Raw genomic sequence first — 26,245 nt, 5'->3', positions numbered from 1 at the left:
TGTCATGGTCGAAACCCAATGCTTATTATAGATAGCGATGATGGTCCAATTGCTAGCTGTGCGAAGAGTTTACGATTAGTTGTCCATTCTCTACACTTAATTGCTAGTGCCGGGTGTTCGGCTGATCATCAGATTATACTTGTCGATCGAAGCACCAAGAATGGCTTCATTGCCACCAGCACCGCGGTGTGATTGACGGAAGGATTCACTGGAGGTCCAGCCTTTAAATGCCTCCTCATTCTCCCACATGGTACAGATCTTTAATTCCTCAACACCTTCTTTGGCACTTCCTTGCCACACCTCCATACGGACGAATCCTGGCATATCCTGTACACCATTATTTCCTCCGAAACGTTGAGCAATGGCTTCACCATGACCTTCTTTAACCTTAATAGTATTAGTTAATACTAGCATATTAGGTAAACCTCCGTTCAGTAGTGTGATATCCATACATAAACAATAGGTTGAATATATAATTGCACTTTATACACTTAAAAGTTCTGTTTCGTTAAAAACGAAGCGATAAGTGTATTCTCTGCAACTAAATTCCATGAATTTGGCGAATGGTTGAAAATTGCCTGCTTTTAGTTGCACAGAGTGCAATTAAAGTGTGAAGGATCCTCTAATTACGCTGAATAGATGTACAAAGTGCAACTATTGCTACTCGAACGCCTAGTAGTGACTAGAGCTCGATGTAACGGCCCTTAACTACAATTACTTATCGTAACTATAAGTACCAATCACAACTATAAGAAGAATATAAGCACCACAATATTATAATTACTAACAATTAAATAAGTACCTAAACCCCAGTTGCCTACTCTGGTGATGAAAGTGAAGTTTGATTGCAAAATGTGCAACAGAATAGCTAGGAACTAGTCTACAAAAGGTATTCTGTTGCACTCTGTACAATTGAATTAAGGTTAAATCGCCTAAAGTAGTGTTTTTCCCCAGTTTGATTGCACAAAGTGCAATCAAACCAAGTTTTAGCCGCCACCAGAGACATTCTATTGCACAAAGTGCAATCAGAGCATCGAGAGGAGTTAGAGCCTGAGGGATTATCGATCACAAATTGCAATAAAACAATCCAAGCTTCTTCCTCCTACATCCAGCCGCATTCTCCTGAACAAGTGCAATCAGAGCATGGCGTAGAACCAGCTGCTCCCTTTTATTGCGGATTAGTGGTCCAGAGTCCTGCTGTTTTTAGGAAGACACGATCCGGCAGCTTCAAGGCTGTTAAAGCCAATTCAGCTACATCCTCAGGCTGCATCATGCGGTCTTCGTCACCGATTTTAAGTCCAGCGTTGGAAGCTAATCCGGTGTTAACAGTGCTTGGAGTCAAGGCTACGACGCGGATGTTGTGCTTACGCACCTCTTGTGCGAGAGCTTCGGTCATGCCCATCAGTGCGAACTTGGATGCGCAGTAAGCCGAGCCTGTTGCGAAACCGCGTTCTCCAGCGGTAGAAGAGATATTGATGATATTTCCACCATTTTTCTCAATCATAGCTGGCAGCGCAGCGCGAGTTACATAATAGGTACCGTAAAGATTGACTTGGATATGACTTTCCCAATCGGCAGGGTCCATTTCTACCAAAGTGCCGAATTTTGCAATTCCGGCATTGTTGATTAATGCGTCAAATGTTCCAAGCTCATTTTGCAAGAAAGCAACCGCACGTTCAGCTTCTTCGCGTACAGCGATATCCGCAACGGCAATGCTGACTTTAACGTCGTATACTTCCGTTAAGGCTGATTTTAACGCTTCGAGATCGCCTGAAGTTCTGGAGATCAGGCCCAAATTAGCACCTTCCTTAGCTAGTGCCATGGCTAAGGCTTTGCCGATCCCTTTGCCTGCACCAGTAATCACAACACTCTTTCCTCTTAAATCCATCTCTAACGTCACGCTCCTTTAAACATTTTTGAAGCTAATGCTTCGTTCATGTCCTATTATACCTGAATGCTATAGAGCATTCACAATCGCCGAAGGAAACGATTTGAAAATTTCCATGTATAGCGATGTTATTTTCCATTAATCCATCATTTGTTTCCACGAATGAAATGATTTATTCGTAAAGCTTCGTCAGCGGCACGGATGCAGGTCCCTCTAAGACTTCTCCATCATAGGAGAAACGGGAGCCGTGGCAAGGGCAATCCCAAGAACGGTCGCCATCGTTCCATTCGCATTCACAGCCCATATGTGTACAGGTTCTGTCTACCAGATGAAGCGTCCCTTCCGGATCCTTATAAGCTCCCACACGTTTACCGTCATGGAAGACAACAGCCCCTTCGTCTGCCTTCAAATCACTTGTCTTTTTATGGACGATTTCTACTTTGCCCGCTACAAGCTCTTTTGCCACATTGGCATTTTGAACGAAGAAGCTTTTTAGGCTGGCGCCAGCTTTGAAGCGGGATGGATCGTATAGCTCTGTGTATGGATTATCCTTACGCTGAATCTGATCGGAGATAATTTGAGCGGACAAGGTACCGCTTGTCATGCCCCATTTTCCGAATCCGGTAGCGATATAAATCTCTTCGCTGTTCGAAATCTTGCCGATGTAGGGGACCTTGTCCAGCGTAATTAAATCCTGTGCTGACCAGCGGTAAGGGATCGATTTGATGCCCAGCAAGTGGCCTGCGAACAGCTCCAGATTCTCATAATGACCTATCGTGCAAATGCCTTGGCCCGTCTTATGATTCTCACCCCCGACGATAATCAGATTCTGGCCTTCCCACTCCACTGCACGCAGAGAACGGGTTGGTTCGCTGGCACTTAAATACATTCCACCCTCAAAATCCGTTTCAGGCTGGATCGCCAGACAGTAGGAACGTTCAGCATGCAGTCGCGAGAAATATAACGCACCTCCGTCGTAGAAGGGGAAATGAGAAGCTGACACAGCGTAACGGCAGGTGATACGGAAGTCATTCTTTTCCGTAAAAAGCGTAAGCGTTTCGTTCTTCTCCACCTTGTCCGCCATCATTGTATGCTCATAGATCACGCCACCTTTTTCCACGATAACCTTCAACAAGGCCTTCAGATATTGCAGGGGGTGAAAGCGAGTTTGTCCTGGTAATTTAATCGCACCGCTCGCCATTAGAGGGATAGAGACGTTATCCAGCCATTCACCGGGCAGGCCTAATTGTTCATAGGCTTTATACTCTTCTTCCAACTGTTTAAGCGTTTTATGATCTTCAGTATCAGCGTACAAATAGGCCGCTTCACGTTTCATGTCACAAGACACATCAAGTTCTTCAGCCGTTTTTAAGATCCAATTCATAGCCTCATTGTTCGATTGATAATAGCGCCGGGCATTCTCCGCCCCAAAATGTTTCAGCAAATGATGATAGATTAATCCGTGCTGAGTGGAGATCTTGGCGCTTGTAAAACCCGTAGTACCGCTGAGGATTTCCCCTGCTTCCAAGAGTGCGACTTTGTATCCGGCTTTGCTTAAGAGATAGGCTGTTGTAATCCCTGTAATACCGCCGCCCACCACAGCGACATCTGTAGAAATATCTTCAGTCAGCTTTGGAAAGGTCGGTAAATCTGTAGTGTCACGCCATATTGATTCTGGAAATTGCGGTAGACCTTGCGTTATTTTACGGTGTGGATCCATCTTATTATCCCTCCATCTGTACAATGCTCATTTCATTTATTACCACAGTCGCGTTAAAAGAAACTCCGTATTCATATGTGCAGTGCATGAATTCAGAGAAATAGTGCCAAAATAAGGTGGCATCTGGGAAGCGCAGGATAAATAGGAGGGATGATCCATGTCAGTTCAACAGGATAAGCATAATGTTTCTCTGGAATGGATTAAGGGGGAGTTGGACGGATTTGCCGATTTAATTGATAGAACGCTCGTTGCACCTTTTGGGCAGATCAACTTACTTTATATTAAAAGCGTTACAGATTCGCAGACGCTCAGTCGCCATGTGATTACGCCGTTCTATGAGATGGGGGATACTAACGCTTATCTTGATTACATTACGACGTATCCGGGCACGGAAGAGGAGACTACGCAGGAAATAGCGATCGATCTTCTGCTTAGTGGCTACGTTCTTCTTAGCATAAATGATGTGATTTGTTTTTTTGACGCGATGAGTACAGAGAGCAGCGGTGTTAGTGAAACGTCTGCAGAAAGCATTTCACAGGGACCTTCAGATGCACTAACGGAGGATATTGCGGTTAACCTGAACATGATTCGCCGTCGCTATCAATCCACTAATCTCAAAATGGAAACCATGATCATCGGCGATGTCTCCAAAACAAAAGTGGCCATCCTATACGACATCAGTCGTGTTGATCATAATGTATTAGCGGAATTAAGGGAGAAGATGAATACCCTAAAGGTTGATATTTTACAGGCTACGGGAGAACTTGAGAAGTTTATAAGCAGTGATAAATTGAGAATACTCCCTAAGTCTATTATTACTGAAAGACCTGATAGAGTTGTGTTTAATTTGTCTGAAGGAAAAGTAGCGATACTCCTGGATACAACGGGATATGCGATAGTGTTGCCCTCCATATTTAATGATTTTTTTACATCCATGGATGATAAGATCCAATTTCCTATTGTGGGCCGTTTCTTAAAGCTACTCCGAATTATCGGTGTGTGCATGACGTTGTGGCTGCCTGCGATCTATGTAACACTTACCTCTTATAACCCAGAGATTATTCGTGTGCAGGTTGCACTACTCATTTCGGGTAGTCGCGCGACCGTGCCTTATCCATCTTTTGTGGAAGTACTCTTAATGCTTATGATGATGGAATTTCTGACCGAGGCGAGTTTACGGCTGCCCAAAGCGATTGGTCCTACGGCCACGACAGTCGGAGGTCTAATCTTAGGTCAGGCAGCTACCGCGGCAGGGCTTGTAGGTAATATTATGATTATATTAGTCTCTGCCGTTGCGATATCCAATTTTCTGATTCCTCTGAATATGATGAGCTTGTCGATACGCGTGCTGAAGTACATTTTTCTTATAGCTGCCGCTGTTCTAGGAATGGTTGGTGTAGTGGTCTGTGTTGTAGGATTCGCGATGTATTTATGCAATCAGCGTAGCTTTGGACAACCTTATTTCAGATTGTTTTTTCTTGATAACCTTGGTAAGAAGAAGGGCGGGTAACATTGATGGCCAAAAGCCGTTATTTCTACTGTCTTTTTCTGATGAACAGCTTGATCAACATCATTAATTTTGTTCCTAGGGAACTAATAGACAGACGCTTTGACGGTGCTTTGTTCTCCATACTGATTGCAACGGTCCTTGGCACTTTGTTTGTCTATATATTTACTGTATTGATTGCTAAATTTCCTGGAAAGGGGTTTCCGGAAATATTTACCCCTCTTCTTCCTAAGCTGCTAGTCAAACCCTTACTAGTGTTTTTTGCGGGGTTATGGTGTGTGGCTGGGGGGGTTACCTTGCTTTCCTTTGTAGATATTACACTGCGGTATGTCAGTCCGAATTCAAGCCCATATACTGTCGTGATCGGCTTTCTGATATTGGTCTGCATCTGCTGTCGCTTTGATTCACTATCACTTTTGTATGGTCTTGAAATCATTCTTTTCGTTACATTACCGTTAATTGTCTATGGAATCGTAAAGGCGCTGACCAATCCGGACTTCAATTGGGATTCTGTTCTGCAGATCACTACATACATCTGGCATAAGCCGGATTTGATGAGTCTTTCGGCAGCTACCTTTTCTTTTAGTGGTTATATTAATCTAGCCATCTTTAATCGGGTATTTCATGGGTTAAAGCTAAAGCATGTCTGGATTTTAGGGGTGGAAGGACTTCTCGTACTTCTCGTAACCTTTTTAGTCCCTATCGGTTATTTCGGTACTGTTGCGATTGAGAGACATGTATATACGTGGTTCTCGACGGCAGACAGTATCCGGATAGAATCCTTTATTATTGAACGGATGTTGTTTATTTTTTATTTTGCCTACATGACTTTATCTCTGGTGAGCGTAATTGTTCATTGGCATGTAGGGTTAGGGTTATTCAAAGGTGCTATTTCATCTACGAAAAAAAAATCGCAGAAGGCAGAGCAGTGGAAAGAGTGGCTCATCCTGTGCTTGTTTAGCGGACTGGTCCTCTCCTTAATATGGATGGATCAATATCAGCTCAACGTGTTGGGTATTTGGTTTCTACAGATCCGCTGGTTTGGTGAGATGTTCTTAATCGCTCTGCTGTTTTATTGTTATCGCAAAGTAAGGAGGCAGAGGTTGTGAGAAAAGCACTTAGTGCAATAGGAATTGTATTACTGCTACTCCTTGCCGGCTGTGACTTCAAAGAAATTGATTTAAGGATATTCGTACTGGCGATCGGTGTTGACCCTGGTGAAGAAGAAGGGACTTTCAAGATCAGCTTGAAACTGGCCATCCCACAGGGGGAAGTTACTAAGATTGATGAGAAGATGCAGATATTAACCGAAGAGTCCCCTAGTATTTCGGAAGCTCTCCGCAGAATGAAGTCAAAAGTGGAGAAGGAGCTTGATTATTCCCATTGTAAATCGATTATTTTGGGAGAAGGGATCGCACGCAAAGATATTCAGCATGTTATGGATTGGGCCGTGCGGCGCAGAGATGTCCAGCTTATTGTAAATTTTGCAGTCGGGCGTCCGGAGGCACTTCAAGTGCTGCAGGTACGACCCGAATCGGAGCGAATTCCATCGAATTCTCTTATTCTGGCGATGAGTGGTCAGGGAACGGAGTCTCCTTTTATTGCTAGTGTGTATTCCTTTCAGTTGATGAGAAATATTTATGAGAAGGGTATTGATCCGATTTTGCCGATTATCGAGGCCAAAGGGAAGAGTGAGTTCTTAATTGATAAAATTGCTCTACTGGATAGCGAGAAAATCAAGATGGTGCTTACACCGAACGAAACCCGGCTATACAATCTGCTGTCGCGCTCCAACTTACGGACCAATTTGCCAGCCTATATCGAGGGGGTCATGTATCAGTATTACACAGAGAGATCATCCTCGGACTACAAGATATTAAATACGGAGAGCGGAAAAGCAACTATTCGATACCATATTAAGATTAAAGGGATCCTCGAAGAGAGTAGCAGCCAGGATTTGGTGACACATAGCTTGTTGAAAAAAATTCAGACGGCCGGCGAGAAAGAATTGGAAGATGATATCTTAGCATTACTGAAAAAAATTCATACGAGCGGTTTGGATCCTTTTGGGTGGGGGCTGCACTATGGAGCTAGACATTTTAATAATGATACCGAAATGGAAGTGTGGAAGGAGCTCTATGCTGGGCTCGATTTTCAGGTCAAAGCTGATGTTAACATCAAATATTCAGGATTGATTAAGTAACTGAGAAAGTAATGAGTGGATAAAAGTGGGATTGACGTTCTTACATTCACGATTTATACTTGATCTAAAAATAAGTTAGAGGATGATAGCAATGAAAAGTCTAAATTTGACTTCCCAACGTCAAGCCGTTTACGATATCGTCCTTAATTCACATGACCATCCCACTGCTGCGGAAGTAATGAACCGGCTAGTAGAACAAGGTCATAGCTTAGCATACGGTACTGTATATAACTCTCTTCGTTATCTTTCAGATAAACAAATGATTCGTGAGCTTAAGCTTGGTGAGGCTGCCAGCAGATATGATGCCCGCATGGATGATCACCAGCATATCATTTGCGAGGTTTGCGGTGCGGTTGATGAGGTAATGAACCAAGTTCCACGAGACTGGATGAACACAGTGGCCAAGGATACAGGTTATACCATTGGTCATGCTCATGTGGTATTCGGAGGCGTCTGCCCGAACTGCAAGAACAAGAACGTGAACTAGGATGAAAGAACCGGAGCCTTTTGCTACGGTAATAATAAGAAATAGGCTTATTTGAGTAGATCGCTCTCTTTGAGGCGGTCTTTTTGTTGCGTTTATATGACAATTTTTAAGAATGATGAGAAAAATGAAGAAAGATAGGAGGAAAATCGGTTCCAAAGGAGGATATATAATTATATAGTAAGTCTGGTAAATAAGTCCTTCTTTAAGATTAGAAGAGAGAGAGTGTGATGACATCTATGAACAAAAAAGCGGGTATGAGTATCCGAACCAAATTAATTCTTACATACCTATTAGTTCTACTGTTGCCCAGTATCATTATCGGTTGGCGAACCTATCAATCTGCTAGCCATGAAGTGGAAGATCAACTGGTGAACAATGCTACCGAAAGTGTTGAGGCAGTAGATGCAATCATCAACTCGAATATTCAATCAAAAATAGATACTATTTCTTATTTTGCTGCTGAGTTCACCGCTGAGGGGACCAACAGTGAGGCAAATGGAGAGACGGTAGCTTCTATGAAGGACAGATTAAAGGAATATGCTGTGCTACATCCTGATGTGCTAGATATATATGTTAGTACAAGCAGAGGGCAATCGATCCATGCTTCGGAAGCCAAGCTGCCCGAAGGCTATGATCCCAGACAGGAAAGTGCCTATATTAATTCTCTGAAGCACGGGAAAGGTGTTGTGATTTCTCCGGCCTTTCAAACTGTGAATCAGGAAACGGCGATCGCGATATCAACGGTCCTGAAGAGCGGTGACGGGGTGATAACCCTGAATCTCAATCTATCTGCATTAGGAGAATTGACCGCGACCAAGGTGGGCAAGGAAGGATATATTATTATCCTGGATAACAGCAAGAAATATCTTGTTCATCCAACAGAGGCTATTGGGCTGGAGTCATCCGATGACTTTATAAAGACAATGTTCGAGGAAGATCAAGGTACTTTTGATTATGTCTACAAGGGTACGCACAAAAAGATGACGTTTATGGTAAATGAGCTTACGGGCTGGAGAATCGGAGGCACGATAAGCATAGATGAAGTGACTTCAGTAACGAGTGGAATCCGCAATACAGCGCTGCTTGTAATTGTAGCTTCCGTTCTGCTTGCACTGATCGTAATCTATTTTAATATTCAATCTATCTTGAAGCCTCTGATCCGTTTGCGGAAAGCAACTGCCGTGATAGCCAAAGGGGATCTGTCCGAAGACATGGGGGCTTTCCGCAAAGATGAAATTGGCATGCTAGCCGAGAACTTTCAATTAATGGTGCTCAGCCTGCGCGAGATGATCATAGGTGTGCAGGAGATGACGAGTAATGTCTCCTCTTCAGCCGAAGAGCTGACTGCCAGTGCGGAGCAGAATGCCCAAACGATCGAACAAATGACGATAGCGATTCAGGAGGTAGCGGCAGGTACGGAACGGCAGGTGATCGGTGTACGCAAAGGAATGGAAAGTACAGCGGCGACGACAAGCGAAGTGGATCATATTTCCGTATATATGGAGCAGGTGTCTGCGATGATGGACAAGACTTCACTCTCTGCTTCGGAAGGAAATGATTCCGTCATCAGCGTGGTGGATAAGATCAATGGTATCGATAGAACGGTGGGAGAGCTTGGCAGTGTAATCGACAAGCTGAACGAAAGAACCGGTCAAATTGAGGGCAGTGTCGGCGTAATCACAGGGATTGCCCGTCAGACCAATCTGTTAGCTCTCAATGCTTCTATTGAGGCGGCCAGAGCTGGAGAACATGGCCGTGGATTTGCCGTTGTCGCTGCTGAAGTGCGTAAGCTGGCAGAGGAATCAGAGAGATCAGCGCATTTGATTGCAGAGCAGATTACCGCCATTAATAGTGAGATGACGCTGGTCACTCATACGATGGAGGACACAAAGCAGCGCGTAACCGAAGGGATAGAGGCCGTGGATACTTCCGGACGTTCTTTCTCCCGTATACGTAGAGCGGTCAAGAGTGCTGCAGAGAAGATCGAGGCAATGGGTGGGGCTGTACAGACCTTATTGGTGGAATCAGATCACATGGAGAAGGCTATAGGAGAGATTCGTGGCATCTCTGAAGAAGCGGCTGTGAATACAGAGACCATCGCGACTGCAGCGCAAGAGCAGCTTGCTTCTGTTGAAGAGATGGCGTCTTCGTCTACCGACCTTAGCCGTCTTGCGGAGGAACTGCAAAAGCTTGTGAGTAGCTTTAAAATACACTCTTCCTAGTAATAATATATATTTCATATAGGAAAACGATGCTTTTATCTTCCCTTTTGCAGCCCTTTGCAAGTATACTGATAAACAATAATGTTGGGTTAGGCAACGGAGAGAGGAGAGATAATAGTACATGGCAGAGCAACTGAAAGGGTTCACGGTCGCCTTGGCGGGCCCGCGAAAATCGGAAGAGATGGCCAAGCTGGTGCAAAATATGGGGGGGACGGCGTTATGTCGACCTGCTCAGGGTACTGTCTTTCTTGATGATGAGGCATTGGAGGAAGGATTGAATTCATGGATCAGCCATCCGCCTTATTTGGTGATCCTTACCACAGGAATGGGACTGGATGCTCTCTTCCAAACGGCTGAACGCCTTAATATCGCTGAGCGTTTCTTAGAGGTCCTTTCTGGTTCTATTATTGCTGCACGGGGTTATAAGACAGTGAATGCTTTGAAAAAAAGAGGACTTACGCCGGAGGTTCGTGACGACGACGGAAGTACGATCGGATTGATTCGTGGGCTTCAATCTCTGGATTTGAAGGGCAAGGAGGTCGTACTGCAGCTGCACGGCGATCCAGCTCCTCGTATGCTCGCATGGCTGCAGGAGGCTGGGGCGAATACCCGCCAAGTGCTGCCGTATCGTCATACTCTACCAGAATCGGGTGAGCTTGAAAGATTGCTTACAGAAATCATAGAAGGTAAGATTGATGCCGTGGCTTTTACAAGTGCGCCACAATTTCGTTTCCTCTCTCAATTTGCTCGGGAACAGGGCAAGCTGGAGGAGATGCTGAGGTCTTTCGAGGATAAAGTGCTTGCTGTATCTGTAGGGCGTATTACCTCTGAGGCTCTAAAAGAAGAGGGCCTACAACGTATCATCATGCCTGAGCATGAACGGATGGGAAGCATGATTGTAGAGTTGGGCAAATATGTGGCGGCGAATCGCTAGACCACAGTGTGCGGAAGCTTTACAAGATTTACGTTACTATTCAGAAGCATTCCCGCCGGATTCAATGGGTGGGGATGCTTTTTTACCCGGAAGAGGATGCCTTAAGAGTAGTAAACCCGCCATCTGCATGGACATTCGCAGCAGTTTTCCTTAGAATATAGGCAACATGTGATGAATAATAACAATGAATAAGGAGGAGGATCCCCATGGACAAAAGAAAATGTCTGTTACTTGGTGATTATACCCATCCCCGTTTCCATCCACTTCAAGGAGTGGACCAACAAATTAGCGAGATCTTAAATGATTTATTAACCGTTCAGTGTTCAGAAAACAAAAAAATGATGCGCATTGAGCATTTAGGAAGTTATGACTTATGCATTGCCTACAACGAATTATGGAATGAAACTGTATCTCCTCAGCAAACCGCTGGCCTACTCAGCTATGTGAGCGGTGGTGGAGGACTGATTGTTCTTCATACAGGTGCTTCTTTGACGAAGCGTAACGAACTAGCTCAGCTGATCGGTGGACGCTTTAATGGTCACACCGCTTACGAGCCAATGAATTTTAAGGTGCTAGAGCATGACATTACTGAGGGCGTTGAAGACTTCCAGCTGGATGAGGAGCCTTATCATTTCGAATTTGATCCGTTCACAGATCGGACTATTCTTCTTCAGTATGAATCGGAGGGTCAATGGCTTCCAGCTGCATGGTGCCACAGCTATGGTTTAGGACGAGTAGTGTTCCTTATGCCTGGGCATCATGAGCCATCCTTCCGCCATCCAGCACTACGTAAACTGATCTTGCAGGCAGCTACTTGGGCTGCACGTATTCCGGTAAGTAACTAAGGGATATTGCGTTTTTTTGAAATACGCACACAGTGAGGTATACTTTAATCATCAACTCCGTTTGTAACGAAACGGAATCTTTGGGAGGAAGTACTATGAGTGATTTGTTTAAAAAAGCGATCTCTTTAGGAGTGGGCCTCACCATTGTTAGTAAGGAAAAAGTAGAAAAGGTTGTTGAGGAACTAGTGAAGCGTGGGGAGCTTGCTCCTTCGGAGTCTAAGGCCCTTGTTGACCGTCTGATTGAACGCGGTGAGGAAGAGCGAGGTATGCTCAAGTCTGTTGTACAAGAACAAGTACAACGCGTGTTGAAGGAAATGAAGGTTCCTGTACAAAGTGATATTGACGAGCTGGAAGGCCGAATTGCTGTGTTGGAGCGTCGATTGGCCGAGCTGGAGGGCATTTCCCATCTAGAAGGAACATCGGCGGAAACGCGTACGGACTAAATGGCAGTACGTATCAGACATGCCGGACGATACCGGTCCATTGCCATGGCGCTTATGCACCATGGTTTTGGCTATATGGTGGAGGAGCTGGGGCTCTATCATTTATTATCCCTTCCACGCCGTCTTGTAACGCAAGAAGCTCATACAAGCCTTACGCTCGGGGAGCGGATTCGGCTCGTATTGGAGGATTTGGGCCCAACCTTTATAAAGCTTGGACAACTCGCCAGTACACGTTCGGATCTGCTGCCTGATTCTATTATTCAAGAATTGGTAAAACTACAGGATAATGTGCCCCCGTTCCCTGTGGAGCGCGTGCGCACGATTGTGGAGCATGAACTCGATCAACGGATGGATGAAATCTTTAATTCCTTTGAGGATACTCCTCTTGCGGCTGCGTCGATCGGTCAAGTGCATAGAGCTGTTCTTCACAGCGGGCAGGTCGTGGCTGTTAAAGTTCAGCGCCCTGGCATACTGCGAACGATGAGTAGGGATTTGGAAATTCTCAAAGATCTGAGCGCCCTTGCTGAGAAGCAGCTAGGCTGGGCGAGGCAATATCAGTTGTCCCGTATGGTAGAGGAATTCTCGAAATCTCTGCTTGGCGAGCTGGATTACGGCCAAGAAGGACGCAATGCAGAGAAAATTGCTCAACAGATGGATTATGACGGAGTATACATCCCGGATATTTATTGGGACTATACGTCAGCACGAGTGCTGACGATGGAATATGTGGTAGGGATTACGCTAAGTCGTCGCGATGAACTACTGAGTAGCGGCGTTAAGCTTAAGGTTATTGCTCAGCAGCTCGTGGAAATGATGCTAAGACAAATTTTCATTCATGGCTTTTTTCATGCAGATCCGCATCCAGGGAATGTTATGAGAATGGCTGATGGGAAGCTGGCTTTGATTGATTTTGGCATGATGGGGCGGCTGAACGAAGAGATGAAAGAGCAGCTGTCTGCGCTTGTCATCGCACTAATGCGCAAGAATACGGATGCGATGGTCCGGGCAATTTTGCGTCTCGGCGTCATCCCTGAGGATGCTGATCGAGCGGCATTGCATAATGATATGGATCGACTTCGCGAAGAGTATTATGATGTTCCGTTTAGTAAGATGAGCATAGGTAAAGCGCTAAATGATCTGTTTGGCATTGCTCGCAAGCATCGATTAGTCCTTCCCCCGGATCTAACGATGCTTGGTAAGACAATGCTGACGCTTGAGGGTGTCATTAGCAACTTGGATCCAACGATTAGCATTTTAGAGATGGCAGAGCCTTTTGGACGGGAACTTGTGAAGCAGCGATTTAGTGGTCCCCGATTGCAGCGCAAGTTCCTTGGAGGCGTAGCCGATTTAACGGAGAGTCTTCTAGAGCTTCCTGGGCAGGCAAGGCAGTTATCCGCGCTAATTAGTAAGGGAAAGCTAAAGGTAGAGATTGCGGCACCTGAGCTGGAGCATTTGGAGCGAAAGCTGGACCGGGTTGGGAACCGCTTAGCGTTTAGTATTGTGATGCTTGCGTTCAGTATTATCATGGTTGGACTCATTATTGGAACTGCGATGCGCGGTCAGCCTTCAGTGTTATGGAATTTCCCTACAGTGGAGATTGGCGGCGTAGTAGCGCTTCTGATGTTCTTATGGTTGATCTTTGCGATTTTTAAATCGGGAAGGTTCTAACCTACAACTATAGGATAGAATAATTATTATTCTGCAGTTTCACACAAATGCCGTTCTATCAAGTACAATATAAAAGATAACTTTCTAAGCTTAACTTTACTTCTATTGTATAAAGTGGAATGGAACGCAAATGGAGTGCCGTCTAAACGTCCGGTGGATCGCTGCTGCCCAGAAACCGAACTTTGACCGCACTCTTTTAACGGGTCAAGGGATACATGGGACGGAAGAATGCCGGTGACGGGGTTCTTCCGCTTTTGTTTGAATATAGCTGAATCGGAAGCATACGCCCCCAAAAGGACAGTCGGGTAGGGGCTGCCTGAATAGGGCTTTGGAAGACGGAAGTTAAGTAAGAGATGTAATCAAATTTAACTGAGAAAATAGTGAGGTGGAGAATTTGCCGGGATTTAAAGAATTAGGTGTTTCAGAATTACTGTGTACATTGCTTCAAGGTCAAGGCATCGTTAAGCCTACACCAGTGCAACAGGAAGCAATACCGCCATTGGTGCAGGGTCTGGATGTAATTGCAAGAGCGAAGACAGGTACAGGGAAGACATTAGCTTTCTTGCTGCCAATTATGGACAAGATCCACACGGAGCGAGCTTATCCGCAGGCGCTAATTATGGCCCCAACACGTGAGTTGGCTTTGCAGATTACAGAAGAGGCACGTAAGCTGGCGCGTCATACGGATATTAAAATCTTGGCCGTTTATGGTGGTCAGGATGTTGAGAAGCAGCTGCGTAAGCTCGAAGGTGGCAGACATCTTATTATCGGTACACCGGGCAGACTGCTAGATCATATGCGCCGGGAGACGCTCGATCTTAGTGGCGTTAAGATGCTCGTTCTGGACGAAGCGGATCAAATGCTGCATATGGGATTCTTGGAGGATGTAGAGACCATTATTACGGCTGTTCCTTATCGCCGTCAAACGATGTTGTTCTCTGCGACGATGCCAGATCCGATTAAACGTCTCGCAGCTAATTACATGAAAGAGCCTCTGGATATCATTATTAAGAGTGGTTCTCCGATTCCGCTGGATAATATCAAACAGCAAGTCGTGGAAGTCTCGGATCGTAATAAAGAAGAGGCGCTCAAAACATTGATTGAACGGGATCGTCCTTACTTGGCTATTATTTTCTGCCGGACCAAACGTCGGGTGTCCAAGCTGAACGAAGCACTCCAAGCAGCAGGTTATGATTGTGATGAGCTGCACGGTGATTTGTCCCAAGGTAAACGCGAAGGTGTAATGAAGAGATTCCGTGATGCGAAGCTGCAGCTTCTTGTAGCCACAGATGTAGCGGCTCGGGGGCTGGATGTCGAAGGTATCACTCATATCTTTAACTACGATATGCCACTTGATGTGGATAGCTATATTCACCGGATCGGCCGGACAGGCCGTGCCGGAGGTAAAGGGCTTGCAATTACGTTCACTTCTCCACGTGAGCAAGATGGACTAGACTTGATCGAGCACGGCATTTCGCAGCGCCTGGATCGCCGCCGTTACGACAAGGATGAATTCGGCGTTGGCGAATTCGTTGCAGTACAAGGCGGCGGACGCCACGGCGGTCGTCAAAGCGGCGGCGCTGAGGCAGCGCGCACGGGCCGCGGACCGAAGACCGGCGGCTCTGGCCGCGGCGGTGCTCCGCGCGGCGAAGGCGGAGCGCGGCAAGGTGGCCGCGGCCGCGGTAAGGAAGCAGGCGGCTGGGGCGCGCCTGCAGAAGGTCGCCGCGGCGGTCGTTCTGATGCGGCGGCTGGCAAGCGCGGCGGCAGCGGCTTTGACGCTGCTGCACCTAAGGGCGGCGGCAAGGCTGCCGGTGTAGTACGAGTAGGCGGCGGCTATGGCGCCTTCGCCTCCAGAGGCGATGCGCCAGCTAGCGGCAACGCAGCAGCGCCTAGCAGCACCGGTTCGCGCGGTGCGAACCGGAAGGGCGGCCCAAGCACTGGCTACAGCGAGAACGTAGCCAGAGGTGCAGACGGCGGCGCTTACGTTGGCGGCACACCACGAGGCGGCTTAGGCAGCGGCTACGGTACGGGCCCGTCCAGAGGCGGCGGCAAAGGTGGTAAAGGTAGCAAAGGCAGCTATAGCGGTGCCAAAGGTGGCGCTGGTAAAGGCGGCCGCAACAGCGGAAATACGGGTTCCTCACGGGGTGGACGCGGCAGCTCCGGCGGCTTTAAAAGCGGCGGCAGAGGCACATCCAGATAATGTGAGTGGAATTTCATAACTAAAACTTGTTACCATAGGGAAGTTAGCGGACAAGCTAACTCCCTATGGTAACTTTATTTTGTAGGCACAATTATCCGAGCGATATTTGTCTAAAAAAGGATCTTAGTGTAACATTTTTGAAGGAAAGCTTGTCTAATAGATAAATAGAGTGTTTCGACTTCGAGGAGGAAGATCTTGCAGATGTCTAAAAAATTGAAAATAATAATCTTGTTAATTGTCGTTATTGCTGTTGGGTGGGGGATTGGGAAATATACGACGCCTTCTCCTTCTGCTTCAGATAGTAGCGGTTCCAATATAAATGTGCAGGATGATCTTCAAGCTAAGCCTGGTGAGGATGGTGATAGCACCGAAGAGGGTATAACAGACCCGGTGGTAGCTAATCCAACTAATACAACGGATCCCTCTGATCCGTCCGAACCGGATAGTAACGGCAAGGGAAATAGCACTGATGATTCTTTTAAAGAGCCTGACAGCATAGCTGTGATGGTGAATAAGGAGTATGGACTGCCGGAGAACTATAAGCCAACGGATCTAGTCTACCCGGAAGTGCGTTTTACATTTAAAGAGAAAATCGAGAAGCGTATGATGCGTAAGGAAGCTGCCGAAGCATTAGAGAAACTGTTCGCAGGCGCAGAGGAAGACGGGATTTACTTGGCTGGCGTTTCGGCCTACCGTTCTAAGGAAACCCAAACAAGGCTGTTCAATCGTTATGTTGAGAAAGACGGAGAAGAACTGGCTCGTACTTACAGTGCCGTGCCTGGCTATAGCGAGCATCAGACAGGGCTTGCTATCGATGTCTCAGGAAGTGACGGGAAATGTGCTGCGGAGAGCTGTTTTGGTGGAACGAAGGAAGCGGAGTGGCTAGCGCAGCATGCAACGGAATATGGTTATATCATTCGCTTTCCAGAAGGAAAGCAGGATATTACAGGATATAAGTATGAGCCTTGGCATATCCGTTATGTGGGCAAGGATATAGCTACTTATATTGCGGATAAAGGGATTACGCTGGAAGAATATTATGATGTGGTACCAGTAACCAAATAACAAAGTGATAGAGAGCAGTCCTAAGAAATACAAAGGACTGCTTTTTTTAAATATAAGAAATTATAAGTTTCACACTATACTTTATCCTCATATTTCTCGCATAAACGCTTACCGTCCTTTAGGGACGCCGAAGGCGTTTTTACTTGTTCTTAGTGTTTACAGAAAGTGTCGATAAGTTGCATTCTGTTACAATTCGGGTAAGATACGTAGTGTAGTCTAAGTACATGGAAGGAAGGGGAATTAGGATGTCGATCTACAATTTTTCCGGCGTTACGCCTTCGGGTAAAGAAGTGTCATTTACAGAGTATGAAGGTAAGGTAGTGCTGATTGCCAATACGGCTAGTAAATGCGGACTTACACCGCAGTATGGGGATCTCCAGAAGCTATACGAGCAGTATAGGGATCAGGGACTTGTAGTATTAGGATTCCCCTGCAACCAATTTGCGGGTCAGGAGCCGGGTACAAGTGAAGAGGCAGAAGAATTCTGTCAGATTAATTATGGCGTTACATTTCCTGTGTTTGCCAAAGTGGATGTGAATGGACCGGATGCCAGCCCTCTTTTCAATTATTTAAAAGAGCAACAGCCGGGTACTGGCGACAGCAGTGATATCAGCTGGAATTTCACGAAGTTTCTTATTGATCGTGGCGGTAATGTAGTAGCTCGTGTGGAGCCAAAGGAATCGCCAGAAACGATGTCAGAACAGATTGAGTCCTTACTGTAGATCATTTAGGGACTGATGAATTGTTATTTTACAAGTATCCTTTCGACCTCGGTCTTTGGCCGAGCCTCGACGGGATTTTCTTTTTTTACATAGGAATATAGAATAGGTGCCTTAAATTTTGTTGTGATAAATTATACTTGACGCTTTACAGAGACCATGTATTCTTTGAAGAGAATGTAATGCCCATGCAAAATATGCATAAAGTGTGGAATACAGCAGGATAATAACGGCAGGAGGGTTCAATACAAGCATGAAGTTAATTACAGAGGTAGCAGCACAAGCGGGAATTGGCGAAGAGCATCTGGAACTATACGGCAAATATAAAAGTAAACTTTCACCGTCCTTATGGGAAGACATGAAGAACAAACCAGATGGCAAGCTGGTATTGGTCACTGCGGTGAATCCAACCCCTGCTGGCGAAGGGAAGACCTTAACAACTATTGGGCTGGCACAGGCATTGAACGCAGCAGGAGTAAAGACCGTGGCTGCCTTGCGCGAACCGTCCCTCGGACCATGCTTGGGCATGAAAGGCGGTGCCACCGGCGGCGGCAAGTCACAGATCATTCCGGCAGATGAGATTAATTTGCACTTTACGGGTGATATTCATGCGGTGACTTCTGCACATAATTTATTGTCTGCGATGATTGACAATCATATCTTCCAAGGTAATGAGCTGGGTCTTGATCCGCAGCGTATCGTTTGGAAACGCGTGATGGATATGAATGATCGCAGTCTGCGGAATATAGTGACAGGGCTCGGAGATGGAAATGGAGCCGTGCGGGAAAGTGGATTTCAGATTACAACAGCTTCTGAGATTATGGCTGTATTATGCCTATGCGATAATCTGAGTGATCTCAAAAAGCGTCTGAACCGTATTTTGATTGGATATGACCAAGAGGGACAGCCTGTAACGGCCGAGCAAATAGGGGCAGTTGAAGCGATGACAGCCCTGCTGAAGGAAGCAGTTAAGCCTAATCTGGTGCAGACCTTGGAGGGCACTCCTGTTATTGTACACGGTGGTCCATTTGCGAATATCGCCCATGGCTGCAGTAGTGTTATCGGTACTCGTTATGCACTCAAGCTGGGAGATGTTGTGGTTACGGAAGCAGGCTTCGGAGCGGATCTTGGTGCAGAGAAATTCATGGATATCAAATGCCGGCAAGCGGGTCTAATCCCTTCAGCGGCAGTGCTTGTAGTGACGGTGAAATCCTTGAAATATAACGGTGGTGTACCTAAGAATGAGCTCCAAACGGAGAACCGGACGGCGCTGCGCTCTGGATTGTCTAATTTGGAGCGTCATGTAGAGAATCTCGGCAAATTTGGGGTACCTGTTCTTGTTGCCATTAATCATTTTGAAGGCGATAGCCCAGAAGAGATTAATGACGTTGTGGAGGCTTGTCGCCGATTGAACGTTCCTGCTGCAATATCCAAGGTATGGGCAGAAGGTAGTGCGGGCGGACAAGAGTTGGCTTCGGAATTAAAGAAACTTCTGGACCATAGCGACACTGAACGTTTTGCTCCTTTGTATGAGAATGAACTCGACATCTCTTCCAAAATCACCAAGATTGTTCGCGAAATTTACCGTGGTGCGGAGGTTAACTTTTCCCCTGCGGCCAAACGCAGCCTAGCGGTGATTGAGCGTCTTGGGTTAAATGATCTTCAAGTATGTATGGCGAAGACCCCTTATTCCTTCTCAGATCAGCCTAGATTGCTTGGCGCTCCAGAAGGTTTCACGGTAGGTATCCGTGATATTACCCTTTCGCTCGGTGCAGGGTTTGCTGTAGTGATTACGGGCAATATCGTTACGATGCCAGGCCTACCGGCTAAGCCAGCTGCTGAGGCACTATGGATGGATGAGGATGGCGTGATTCACGGTTTGGTGTAGATACAGTTTATGATCAGGCTTTTCCCTGTTGGTTTAGGGGAAAGCCTTTTTTTGCGCGTTATAAGAAAGTATATCCTGAGTGGGCAGAACATAATGTCCTACGCCCATGGCAAAGCTAACGAGGTCGCAATCGGCAGCAGTGACGGAAAATGCTTAAAATTGTGAACAATCTGAGAATATAGGCGAAAAGACTTGTAATGTGATAAATATCACAATATAATCAATTTATAAAGTGAAATAAATCACAATTAACTCATCGGTGATCAGATATCTAATTTGGTCAGTCAAGCAATTCGAATATATAACCAGGTTGTCCATTTGAAGGAGGAAGAAAATAATGAAAGTAGCTGTCATTGGATGTACCCATGCCGGAACTGCCGCAATTGTAAATACTGCCAAGCTTCACCCGGAAGCCGAGATTACGGTGTATGAGCGTAATGATAATATTTCTTTCTTATCTTGTGGAATTGCTTTATACGTAGGTGGAGTGGTCAAGGACCCACACGGGCTGTTCTATTCTTCCCCTGAGAAGCTTGCTGAACTTGGTGTAAAAACCAACATGCGTCATGAAGTGACCGTTGTGGATACGAAGTCCAAAACATTGCGTGTTCGCAATTTGGTAACCGGACAGGAGTTTGACGATACCTACGATAAGCTGATTATGACTACGGGATCATGGCCGATTGTACCGAAGCTCGAAGGGATTGAGCTTGAAGGCGTCTTGCTTTGCAAGAACTATGATCATTCCAATACCATTATAGAAAAAGCTAAACAAGCGAATAAAATCACAGTCGTAGGCGCTGGATATATCGGCGTTGAGTTGGTGGAAGCCTTCCAAATGAACGGAAAGCAAGTTACGCTGATTGATGGTGAAGATCGTATTTTGAATAAATATTTGGACCCAGAGTTTACTGCGCCGATCGAACAATCCTTTAAGGATCATGGTATTAAATTAGCGCTGAATGAGAAGGTAAGTTCTTTTGCTGGTGAAGGTGGTAAAGTTACCAAGGTTATCACAAGCGAAGGGGAGCATGAGGCGGATCTTGTAATTCTCTGCATCGGCTTCCGTCCGAATACTGAGCTGTTAAAAGGTCAAGTGGATATGCTGCCAAATGGCGCAATTCTGGTCAATGATTATATGCAGACTAGTTGCCCGGATGTGTATGCCGCTGGTGACAGCTGCGCGATTCATTACAACCCTACAGGTAAGCACGCTTATATTCCACTGGCAACCAATGCCGTACGGATGGGCACTTTGGTCGCACGTAACTTAGTGAAAGAGACGATTCCTTATATGGGTACTCAAGGGACTTCGGGCATTAAGATTTATGAAGATAATATCGCTGCTACCGGTCTTACTGAAGAAGGGGCTAAGGCTGAAGGAATGGACGTAGAAACTACCATGATTATTGACAACTACCGTCCAGAATTTATGCCAACCTTCGAGCAGGTGCAATTAAAAGTGGTATTTGATCGCGCCACACGCCGCATTCTCGGAGCGCAAATCTTGTCCAAGACGGATTTGACGCAATCGATCAACACAGTATCTGTATGTATTCAAAATAAAATGACAATCGATCAGCTTGCCTTTATCGATTTCTTCTTCCAACCTCATTACAACAAGCCTTGGAACTTCCTGAATACAGTAGGACTCGAATCGCTACCGGCATCAGTATCAAGCAAAGAGGCAGTAACCGTATAATTTAATTGCATGTGAACAATAAAGTTGGGTAAACCGGAGCCATATATGGCTCCGGTTTTTTGTGATTGATGCTGGTACTATTTACCTTTAAAATAATATGGAGCCTATTCTTACAATTGTAATTATGGATGCGCTTCGTTAAATTTGACATGTCAGTGAAAAGTTTCACTTAGTTTTTCATTAAGTGATAATTATCACGTTAATGTGTTTTATGACACGCTACAATGGTCGTAAAGGAACAAATTTTAAGTAAATAGATGAAGGGGATAGGAATCATGGCTTATAATAAACCGCAGCAGATTGCCGCAGTCACGGTCGAGAACGGCATAAAAAAGGCGCATAATCCTTTAAGCACCGTACTAATTCTGGGCTTTTTGGGAGGAGCGTTTATCGCGCTCGGATTTTTACTGGATATTCGCGTCATTGCTGGCGCACCACATGAATGGGGATCCATCGCTAACTTTATTGGGGCAGCTGTCTTCCCTGTTGGATTGATTCTAGTACTGCTTGCAGGGGGAGAACTGCTGACAGGCAATATGATGGCTGTGCCACTTGCTTTTATGGCGAAGAAGATATCCTTCTGGGAAGTGGTTAAGAATCTCGTATTGATTACCCTGAGCAATCTAGCGGGAGCTTTGTTTGTAGCTTACTTTTTCGGTCACGTGGTTGGTTTAACCTCTGACGGTGTGTATTTGGAAAAATTAGTGGAGATGGCAGGACATAAGCTTGAGGCAGACTTCTTGCCGGCATTTGTTTCCGGTATCGGTTGTAACTGGCTTGTAGCTTTGGCGGTATGGCTCTCCTATGGAGCAGATAACTTCAGTGGCAAAATCCTCGGTATCTGGTTCCCAACGATGGCTTTTGTAGCTATCGGCTTCCAGCACGTTGTAGCCAACATGTTCTTAATTCCGGCAGCTATTTTTGAAGGTTATTTTTCATGGGGAGAGTACTTCAACAATTTTGTTCCGGTATGGCTAGGAAACTTGACGGGCGGTGCGATCTTTGTTGCGGCAGCTTATTGGATGGCTTACCTGCGCAAAGAGCCTGCATCTATTCAGTCCGTGGACAGCATGTCCGGCAGCGGTGTAAAAAAACACGCCTAAACCTATCTTATAGAGCACTCCTTAGAATAGTTGAGGGGTGCTTTTTGCTGTATAGACAAATAAAATCCGCCGTGATGTATCCGAGCTCGGGGGAACGAATTCGGATGCACAGCGAATTTTAAAAGGGGGAGTGTTTCTAGGCTCTATTACCCCGACTTTGTAATAACGAAACACTTCATTATTGTTTAGTCTACTTTACGGACGACAGCGGCAACTATAAAATATAAATAGATAATAGAAATAGGGAGGAATGCGGACGTGAAAGGTGCTACTTTTTTCTCAGCTACGGCAGAAGTTAGTCCTAAATAAGAGGTAAAGTATACTGAGACTTTATCACGATAGCACGTCAATGCGTCCGCTTGCCCTGAACCCTGTTTTGGGATAATACTGGATGGAATAATGACACATATATTACAGGGGATGCACACTACTTATGAAGTTTTTACAGAATTATCCTAAAGAAGTTAAGATATTTTTAATTGCTAGTCTTATTAATGCAACGGGTAGTGCACTGATGTGGCCATTGGTTACAATGTATGTTTTTGATGAGCTTGGACGCAGCATGTCGGATGCCGGATTAGTGATTCTTATTCAATCAGTTGGAGGAATTGTGGGTCAACTACTCGGGGGCTCACTCTATCATAAGGTAGGCGTTAACCGGCTGATTGTTGGAGCGCTGGGCATGAATGCACTTGCTCTGTTCACTTTGCCGGCAGCAAGTAACAACTGGACGTTATTTATGGTCGCGATGGGACTGGTAGGGCTCTTTAATTCACTGTCCTTACCTGCGATTCAGGCATTTATCGGCTTTCGTTTTACGAAGCAGCGCGGAGAGCTGTTTAATGTTATTTATGTCGCTAATAATATTGGTGTAGCACTGGGTACGGCGTTAAGTGGTTTTTTGGCCGATATTTCTTATATGCTCAGCTTTGTGATGAACGGCGTAACTTCAGCGGTATTTGCGGTATTCTTTTTTGTATATCTCAAGAAAGTCGGAGGAGATTCTTCACAGGAGGTCGCAGAACACCAGAAGGCTGGTCCTGACAAACAATCTACCTGGAAGCTAATGGGGCATACACGAATTTATCTTTATATGGGTATTGCCTCGATGTTCCTACTATTAGGGAACTCTATCTGGAATACAGGGGTATCTCCGTTCATTATTTCTGAGGGCTGGCCTAAGAAGACTTATGGTTTTCTCTGGACGCTTAACGGAATTCTCATTTTTGCAGCTCAGCCACTCGTAACAGTAATTAAACGTTGGTTCGCATCTACCTCAACGGCGCAAATGACAGTAAGTGCTCTATTTTATTTGGGTGGGTATGCTGTTCTTTTATGGATGCCGACTTATTCAGGTCTAGTGCTTGGGATGGTACTCGCTACGCTTGGGGAAATGCTGATATCTCCGGCCATGCCTTCCTTTATTTCGGATCATGCAGGTCGCAGTGCTCCTTTCTATTTAGGGCTAAGTGGAGGCATGGGGGCAGTCGGTAGGGTGATTGGACCATACTTAATGGGTAGGTTATACGATAGTGGAGGCTTAGCGCCTACCGCATGGTTGGCATGTGCGATGGCACTGCTGTCCGTAGGGTTCTTTATCGTTCATGCGTATATCAACCGCCGAGGAAATTCATTGGAGCGGTCAATAGGATAGTTGAGAGTTGAGCATAGGGGATTCAAATGATCTACTGTGAATTCTATAGAGGTGCAAGGCAAGGGGTGTACATCTTTATGAAACTTAGCAACAGAGATAGGCTTATAATAAGGTTCTCAGAGATTAAAGACGTGCGGGAACTGATTCATCTGGATCATATGATCTGGACGGAGAACACTAGCCCGGGGCCATTACTGTGGCGTTCCCAAGAGGATTATCTACTGAATGCTCCCCCGGGTTCGCAGCTAGTAGCACTAAAGGATGACAAGCTATGCGGATATGTTGGGTTTGGCTGCCCTAGTCGAATGGAGAGTAACAGGCATGTGTGCGAGGTCAATATTGCTGTTCATCCGGATTATCAACGTTTAGGTATTGGCCGGCAGCTCATAGAGGCTATTAAGGAACATGCCGCAGATAACGCCATTCGTAAGCTGCGTCTACGCGTATTATCCTGTAATGAATCAGCGCTTTCTTTTTATCGTAAATGCGGGTTTGTGGAAGAGGGACGTCTGCGGGAGGAGTTTTATCTTGGCGGTCGATATGTGGATGAAATCTTTATGTGCTGCATGCTGACAGGAGGAGAAGGATATGGAGATCATCTCGCTTAATGTGGGGCGGCCGGTAACAGTGGATTATCGGGGGAAACCTTTGGAGACTGGGATTTATAAAATGCCTGTCGAAGGATCAGTTCAGTTAAATACTAATGGTTTTATCGGAGATGGTCAGGCGGATCTGAAACATCACGGGGGCCCTGACAAGGCAGTTTGTGCCTACCCCATCGAGCATTATCCCTACTGGGAGCAGCAGCTTGGGAAGAAACTGGAATACTCTGCCTTCGGGGAAAATATAACAACTACCGGCTTATTAGAGACAGATGTGTGCATTGGCGATGTGTACGAAATAGGTACCACTGTGCTGCAGGTCAGCCAGCCACGTTATCCTTGCTTCAAAATCTCACAAAAGCATGGCCCGGCAGATCTCCCGGCTCAAGTGCTGGACACTAGATATAGCGGATTTTACTTGCGTGTGCTTCGTGAAGGAAAGATCTCAACCGGAGATGCGATTGTCAAAAAAGAAAGTGGAGCTGGCGATGCGTCCGTGGCGCATGTACTACATTTAATGCAAGTGGGGCTGCAAGAGGAAGCTGCACTGGCAGCTCTTGCGGAGCTAGGAACTCTCTCCGCCGTAGTGCGGAACAAGTTTCGAAAACAGCTGGGTCTGCCGGAGAGTTAAACACTATCTACAAACCAAAATAAGCCTGGAGGCGTGTGCCTTCCAGGCTTATTTCTATTTATGAGCTTATATGTGTTGCTTGCTTAGCCTAACTTAGCCGAGCAGCTGCCATTCACTACGCAATAAACCGTATACGGCATGGTTGACGTAGCCGTCAGGCAGTTTCTCTGACTGTCTAATTACACCCTCAAGGACAAAACCAAGCCGTTCCGGGATCGCCCGGCTGGAAACATTTCCGGTCGCGCAGCGAATTTCTACACGCTGCAGCTCCATTTCCAGTAGTGCATAGTCTACTAGCACCCGACAGGCACTGGTCATATACCCTTTACCTTCATATCCTTCACCCAGCCAGTAGCCGATCCCAACAGATCGGTTATGCCAGTCAATCTGGTGATACCCAATAACACCGGCGAGCTCACCGCGAACCCATAGTCCAGCGGTAAAAGCACCATTGTCAGTGCTTTGTTTAACCGCATTTTTGATGAAGTTTAGAGTGTGGGCCTGTTCCGTAACGGCATCCACCCAAGGGAGCCATTGTCGTAGTCGTTCCCGTGAGTGCTCTACTAACGCGAACATGTGCCGAGCGTGCTCTGGCATTAGCGGCTTTAACATCAGCTCTTCATCGATGACATAATTAAACAAGCGGTTGCCTCCTTTTTGGCACAAGGCCTTATGTATGATTATGGATTATTTCTTATGATTATCATGCTACTCTATCGCCCTGACAGAAGTCAAAAGGTCTAAAGACACTAAAAAATGATCCG

General features: G+C 45.9%; 22 protein-coding genes. 18 read left to right on the top strand and 4 right to left on the bottom strand.

The window, feature by feature from the left end; translation table 11 throughout:
* Nucleotides 1-96 precede the first annotated feature (96 nt).
* From MHI27_RS29105 to MHI27_RS29095, 3 genes are all read right to left on the bottom strand, one after another.
* Entirely contained in the window at nt 97-414 is a 318-nt protein-coding gene (locus tag MHI27_RS29105) for an antibiotic biosynthesis monooxygenase (protein WP_405175208.1), read from the bottom strand.
* Nucleotides 415-1,168: 754 nt separating this feature from the next.
* Nucleotides 1,169-1,888, bottom strand: coding sequence for a 3-ketoacyl-ACP reductase (locus MHI27_RS29100; RefSeq protein WP_341059256.1), 720 nt, complete (start codon nt 1,886-1,888; stop codon nt 1,169-1,171).
* Nucleotides 1,889-2,060: 172 nt separating this feature from the next.
* Entirely contained in the window at nt 2,061-3,608 is a 1,548-nt protein-coding gene (locus MHI27_RS29095) for an FAD-dependent oxidoreductase (RefSeq protein WP_405175207.1), read from the bottom strand.
* A gap of 157 nt (nt 3,609-3,765) precedes the next feature.
* Here MHI27_RS29095 and MHI27_RS29090 point away from each other — a divergent pair, with 157 nt between their 5' ends.
* The 18 genes from MHI27_RS29090 (at nt 3,766) to MHI27_RS29005 (ending at nt 25,481) form a co-directional block, all read left to right on the top strand.
* Nucleotides 3,766-5,118: a spore germination protein gene (locus MHI27_RS29090; RefSeq protein WP_405175206.1), complete on the top strand. Its 1,353-nt coding sequence runs from the start codon at nt 3,766-3,768 to the stop codon at nt 5,116-5,118.
* 5 nt (nt 5,119-5,123) lie between these two features.
* Nucleotides 5,124-6,224 carry a GerAB/ArcD/ProY family transporter gene (locus tag MHI27_RS29085; RefSeq protein ID WP_042194655.1) on the top strand — a complete coding sequence of 367 codons (1,101 nt, stop codon included), beginning with the start codon at nt 5,124-5,126 and terminating at the stop codon, nt 6,222-6,224.
* Nucleotides 6,221-7,318 carry a Ger(x)C family spore germination protein gene (locus tag MHI27_RS29080; RefSeq protein WP_076285622.1) on the top strand — a complete coding sequence of 366 codons (1,098 nt, stop codon included), beginning with the start codon at nt 6,221-6,223 and terminating at the stop codon, nt 7,316-7,318. The genes MHI27_RS29085 and MHI27_RS29080 overlap by 4 nt, the downstream gene beginning before the upstream one ends.
* A gap of 91 nt (nt 7,319-7,409) precedes the next feature.
* A complete protein-coding gene (locus MHI27_RS29075; protein ID WP_042131422.1) occupies nt 7,410-7,805 on the top strand; it encodes a Fur family transcriptional regulator in 396 nt (131 codons plus the stop codon).
* A gap of 227 nt (nt 7,806-8,032) precedes the next feature.
* Nucleotides 8,033-10,027, top strand: coding sequence for a methyl-accepting chemotaxis protein (locus MHI27_RS29070; RefSeq protein ID WP_405175205.1), 1,995 nt, complete (start codon nt 8,033-8,035; stop codon nt 10,025-10,027).
* A gap of 121 nt (nt 10,028-10,148) precedes the next feature.
* Nucleotides 10,149-10,961: a uroporphyrinogen-III synthase gene (locus MHI27_RS29065; RefSeq protein ID WP_405175204.1), complete on the top strand. Its 813-nt coding sequence runs from the start codon at nt 10,149-10,151 to the stop codon at nt 10,959-10,961.
* A 206-nt stretch (nt 10,962-11,167) separates the two neighbouring features.
* Complete coding sequence (locus MHI27_RS29060) at nt 11,168-11,806, top strand: ThuA domain-containing protein (RefSeq protein WP_042192549.1); 639 nt, start codon at nt 11,168-11,170, stop codon at nt 11,804-11,806.
* A 95-nt stretch (nt 11,807-11,901) separates the two neighbouring features.
* Nucleotides 11,902-12,249 carry a phasin family protein gene (locus MHI27_RS29055; protein ID WP_042131416.1) on the top strand — a complete coding sequence of 116 codons (348 nt, stop codon included), beginning with the start codon at nt 11,902-11,904 and terminating at the stop codon, nt 12,247-12,249.
* A complete protein-coding gene (locus MHI27_RS29050; protein WP_339799226.1) occupies nt 12,250-13,917 on the top strand; it encodes an AarF/ABC1/UbiB kinase family protein in 1,668 nt (555 codons plus the stop codon).
* 394 nt (nt 13,918-14,311) lie between these two features.
* Nucleotides 14,312-16,117: a DEAD/DEAH box helicase gene (locus MHI27_RS29045; RefSeq protein ID WP_405175203.1), complete on the top strand. Its 1,806-nt coding sequence runs from the start codon at nt 14,312-14,314 to the stop codon at nt 16,115-16,117.
* A 201-nt stretch (nt 16,118-16,318) separates the two neighbouring features.
* Nucleotides 16,319-17,182 (top strand): D-alanyl-D-alanine carboxypeptidase family protein, encoded by an 864-nt coding sequence (locus MHI27_RS29040; protein WP_405175202.1) that lies wholly within the window; start codon nt 16,319-16,321, stop codon nt 17,180-17,182.
* A gap of 245 nt (nt 17,183-17,427) precedes the next feature.
* On the top strand, nt 17,428-17,904 hold the full coding sequence (locus MHI27_RS29035; protein ID WP_042192540.1) for a glutathione peroxidase: 477 nt from the start codon (nt 17,428-17,430) through the stop codon (nt 17,902-17,904).
* Between the two features lie 250 nt (nt 17,905-18,154).
* Nucleotides 18,155-19,789 (top strand): formate--tetrahydrofolate ligase, encoded by a 1,635-nt coding sequence (locus MHI27_RS29030; RefSeq protein ID WP_405175201.1) that lies wholly within the window; start codon nt 18,155-18,157, stop codon nt 19,787-19,789.
* A gap of 337 nt (nt 19,790-20,126) precedes the next feature.
* Nucleotides 20,127-21,491 (top strand): FAD-dependent oxidoreductase, encoded by a 1,365-nt coding sequence (locus MHI27_RS29025; RefSeq protein ID WP_405175200.1) that lies wholly within the window; start codon nt 20,127-20,129, stop codon nt 21,489-21,491.
* Nucleotides 21,492-21,766: 275 nt separating this feature from the next.
* Nucleotides 21,767-22,594, top strand: a complete 828-nt coding sequence (locus tag MHI27_RS29020; protein ID WP_042192534.1) for a formate/nitrite transporter family protein — start codon at nt 21,767-21,769, stop codon at nt 22,592-22,594.
* 433 nt (nt 22,595-23,027) lie between these two features.
* Nucleotides 23,028-24,248, top strand: a complete 1,221-nt coding sequence (locus MHI27_RS29015) for an MFS transporter (protein ID WP_076118992.1) — start codon at nt 23,028-23,030, stop codon at nt 24,246-24,248.
* 77 nt (nt 24,249-24,325) lie between these two features.
* A complete protein-coding gene (locus MHI27_RS29010; protein ID WP_405175199.1) occupies nt 24,326-24,856 on the top strand; it encodes a GNAT family N-acetyltransferase in 531 nt (176 codons plus the stop codon).
* On the top strand, nt 24,837-25,481 hold the full coding sequence (locus tag MHI27_RS29005; protein ID WP_405175198.1) for an MOSC domain-containing protein: 645 nt from the start codon (nt 24,837-24,839) through the stop codon (nt 25,479-25,481). The genes MHI27_RS29010 and MHI27_RS29005 overlap by 20 nt, the downstream gene beginning before the upstream one ends.
* Before the next feature lie 93 nt (nt 25,482-25,574).
* Here the strand turns inward: MHI27_RS29005 and MHI27_RS29000 are convergent, their stop codons facing one another.
* Nucleotides 25,575-26,123 (bottom strand): GNAT family N-acetyltransferase, encoded by a 549-nt coding sequence (locus MHI27_RS29000; RefSeq protein ID WP_076285633.1) that lies wholly within the window; start codon nt 26,121-26,123, stop codon nt 25,575-25,577.
* Nucleotides 26,124-26,245: the final 122 nt, after the last annotated feature.

Origin of the sequence: Paenibacillus sp. FSL H8-0261 (assembly GCF_045040645.1) — a bacterium.
In the GTDB taxonomy this organism is placed as follows: Bacteria; Bacillota; Bacilli; order Paenibacillales; family Paenibacillaceae; genus Paenibacillus_AQ.
This window is presented reverse-complemented; position numbering and strand designations above follow the sequence as displayed.